The following is a 1,323-nucleotide window of genomic DNA, read 5'->3' as shown; positions in this document are numbered from 1 at the left end:
ATTCAAAGTTACCCTCCAACAGGTACCTCTGCTTTCTTATTGGCTTTTTTAAGTTATTTATAGGGTTTCCTACTTTGATCAATGATATACAGGAAACCCGAGGGACTTTTATTTTCACAGAAAAAGATAGAGGTGTAATGATGTTTAAAAATGAAATGACGAAACTTTTGCGTATTCAGTATCCGATTATTCAAGCACCGATGGCAGGAGGAATCACCACTTCAAAGTTAGTGGCTGAAGTTTCGAAAAGTGGTGCTCTTGGAATGATAGCAGCAGGCTATATGACACCTAATCAAATACGAGACCAAATTAGAGAAATTAAGCAGTTAACATCCAACCCATTCGGGATCAATTTATTTGTTCCGAACGAATTTCAAGTGAATGAGACGGAAGTTGGAATTGCGAACCAATACCTAAAGCCTATCCGAGAGCAATTGAATGTACAAGATAAAGAGTCGGTAGAAATTCCTGATTTCAATCAAATGCGCGCGACCTTCCATGAACAAATAAAAGTGGTCATCGAAGAACAGGTTCCGGTTTGTTCATTTACATTTGGGATTCCTTTTATAGAGATTATTAAGGATTTGAAACAACATGGTGTGATTGTTATTGGAACGGCTACGACAGTGAACGAAGCCATCGAAATTGAAAACAGTGGAATGGACCTTGTCGTTGTCCAGGGCAGTGAAGCTGGTGGGCATCGCGGAAACTTTTTAGACGGTCATCAGGAGAGTTTAGTTGGTCTAATGTCCCTTATCCCCCAAGTGGCCGATCATGTAAGAATTCCTATTGTCGCTGCAGGAGGAATTATGGACGGTCGAGGGTTAACAGCATCTCTTTGTTTAGGAGCACAGGGTGTACAAATGGGCACCGCCTTTCTAATTTGTATGGAAAGTGGCGCAAATGATATATATAAAGAATCAATCCTGCATACTCACGAAGACCAAGTTGTTCTCACTCGTTCATTTTCAGGAAAATGGGCAAGAGGAATTAAAAACAAATTCATTTCAAATATGCAGAAATTTGAAGACTCTTTCCCACCGTTTCCAATACAAAACAGCTTAACGCAAGGAATAAGAAAAGCCGCTTCTGCACAAAGAAACCGTGAATATATGTCGCTTTGGTCCGGACAAAGTCCACGGCTAGCTAAAAAACAAAGTGTGGAAGCTTTGATTCAAGATGTTGTTGCAGAATTAATTGAACACTCTCATGGCTAAAGCCACGAGATTCCTAAGTACAGAAACCTATTGGCTTCTAATTGATTAGGCGAACCCCACAGTTCCTGCGGTTAGAAGTCTTATAGCTTCATTCTTCAGATTTAAT

At 40.0% G+C, this 1,323-nt stretch carries 1 protein-coding gene; it reads left to right on the top strand.

What is annotated here, in order from left to right:
• Window positions 1-140 precede the first annotated feature (140 nt).
• Entirely contained in the window at window positions 141-1,217 is a 1,077-nt protein-coding gene (locus GNT69_RS25340; RefSeq protein WP_203557730.1) for an NAD(P)H-dependent flavin oxidoreductase, read from the top strand.
• Window positions 1,218-1,323 lie beyond the last annotated feature (106 nt).

Source organism: Bacillus sp. B15-48, assembly GCF_016879755.1.
In the GTDB taxonomy this organism is placed as follows: Bacteria; Bacillota; Bacilli; order Bacillales; family Cytobacillaceae; genus Mesobacillus_B.
The sequence above is the reverse complement of the archived record's forward strand: the minus strand, read 5'-3'. Positions and strand labels throughout refer to the sequence as shown.